Genomic DNA, 2,274 nt, shown 5'->3' on the forward strand with positions numbered 1-2,274 from the left:
TTACACTCGATGATAATTTACCTTCATTTTCTTCAAAAACTAACTTTGATAAATCTTTTTTGAGCATTTGCATTCGTTCAGTACCTATGTTTTCACTCCAACGTCCCTCAATCTCAGTTAGTATCTTCTCTTTTGCTTTCACTACTAACCAACCTCGTTCAGTCAAAACAATAATTTTTCCTCTTTTATCAGTGGGATGAGTTTGACGCATAACATAACCATTTTTTTTGAGATAATCCACCATTTTACTTACAGCCTGCTTGGTAATTCCTAAATACTCAGATAGTTCTATACCAGTTGCTCCATTAGGAATGATACATTTAAACATAAARCCATGTGCAGGTCTGAAATCTYCAAATCCCAATTCACTTAATCTTTCATGCAGTTCATTAATAGATGCACTAAAGGATAATGACAAAAGTGATGTAAGATCCAATTCRCTATGATTCATACATAAACCTCCTTATAAAWAGTCAAWTAGGTTGACTWTATYTRAATTCCATTGTACAATTCACAACATAGTCAACCAAGTTGTCTATATCAAAAGGTATCTTAATTTTTCAAGGTACATTTATAAATACTTATACATGAAGGAGAAATAATAATGAAAAGACTAGACGATAAAGTAGCAATTATTACAGGAGGAGCAGGCGGTATTGGTATGGGTATGGCAACTGCCTTTGTAAAAGAGGGAGCAACAGTTGTAATTGTTGACTTAAATGCAGAAGTAGGAACTGAATCAATTAAGAAATTACAAGAATACCAACCAGAATCAATGTTCATTCAAGCAAACCTTGCTGAACACGATAAACTAGGAAATATTGTGACACAAGTTGTTGAGAGATACGGCAAATTAGATATTCTAGTAAACAATGCACATGCATCAAGAATGAATTCGATTGCTGACACAACACAAGCAGATTTCGATTTATCATTTAATACTGGATTCTATCCAACATTCTACTTAATGCAAGCTGCACTACCATATTTAAAAGAAACAAAAGGGAATATCATCAACTTCGCATCAGGCGCTGGTATTAATGGTGATGTTAATCAAGCTTCTTACGCAGTTGCAAAAGAAGCAATTCGTGGAATTACSCGTGTGGCATCGAATGAATTCGGTCCATTTGGTATCAATGTAAACATCATTGCGCCAATCGCTAAATCACCGGGTATGATTCAATGGGCAGAAGAAAATCCAGAATATTACCAAGGAATGCTTTCTAAAATCCCTCTAAGAAGACTAGGAGAAATTGAGGACGATATCGGTCGCGTTGCAGTATTCTTAGCAAGCGAAGATTCTTCTTATATTACAGGTCAAACGATCATGGTAGATGGCGGATCAATTAAATTACGCTAATAACTCTTATCATTTGGATGCCTTTTCGTTAAAGGGCATCCAAATTATAAATAGTTATCTAACTAAAAAACTAGTGTATGTAACTAACACCATTTTGAGTAAGCAAAATGGTCACCAAATAAACAATGAATCGAGGAGTTCATCATGACTCAACAAAAGAAAAAAATCCACTATGCATGGTGGTTATTATTAGGCGTAGCACTTATGGTCGGCTTGGCAAAAGGCGGTATCATGACTGCAGGTGGATTATTTTTAACACCTATCACAGAAGATTTAGGAATTGGGATGGGAAGCTTAACATTATACTTTAGTATTTCCTCTATTGTCACAATGATTTTCTTACCAATAGCAGGTAAAATAATGTCGAAGTTCGATATTAGAGTAATATTAGTAACGTCAATGATTTTACAAGCAGGATCATTTGCGATGTTCGGATTAATGAATTCTGTATGGGGTTGGTATTTATTCAGTATCCCTATGGCGATAGGTTCGATTTTTATTACGCAAATCGCTGGTCCAGTATTAATCAATAACTGGTTTAAAAAACATAATGGTTTAGCTATGGGTATTATGGTAGCTTCAGGTGGTATTTTCGGTGCAATCCTTCAACCAATGGCTGGTAACCTAATCGCTAACGAAGGTTGGAGAATTACGTATTTCGCATTAGGTCTGGGCGTAATGGCAATTGTTGTGCCAATCGTATTATTAACGATTCGTATGGCACCTCAACAAAAAGGGTTACGACCATTAGGTAGTGATGAAGTGCAAGCAGACAATCCAGCTTCTTCTCAACAACAAGAAGTTAAAGGTGTTTCTGCTGCTGTAGCGAAAAAATCTAGCGCATTTTATGCATTATTACTATTCTTCTTCTTTATCACAGCAATTAGCAGTTTCGGTCAACACGTTGCACCACC

At 35.7% G+C, this 2,274-nt stretch carries 3 protein-coding genes; 2 read left to right on the forward strand and 1 reads right to left on the reverse strand.

The annotated features are described in order from the left end of the window. Positions 1–451 (reverse strand): MarR family winged helix-turn-helix transcriptional regulator (locus AC1DUW_RS26415; RefSeq protein ID WP_477643880.1); only part of this gene is annotated, 451 nt, incomplete at its 3' end. Positions 452–604: 153 nt separating this feature from the next. On the opposite strand from AC1DUW_RS26415, the gene AC1DUW_RS26420 reads away from it, so the two are divergent. Together AC1DUW_RS26420 and AC1DUW_RS26425 are read left to right on the forward strand one after the other, a co-directional pair. After that, positions 605–1,360, forward strand: coding sequence for an SDR family NAD(P)-dependent oxidoreductase (locus AC1DUW_RS26420; RefSeq protein WP_477643881.1), 756 nt, complete (start codon positions 605–607; stop codon positions 1,358–1,360). A gap of 144 nt (positions 1,361–1,504) precedes the next feature. Continuing rightward, positions 1,505–2,274, forward strand: a 770-nt coding sequence (locus AC1DUW_RS26425) for an MFS transporter (RefSeq protein WP_477643882.1), incomplete at its 3' end; no start/stop codon positions are given.

Source organism: Peribacillus sp. P4_C12 (assembly GCF_056402095.1).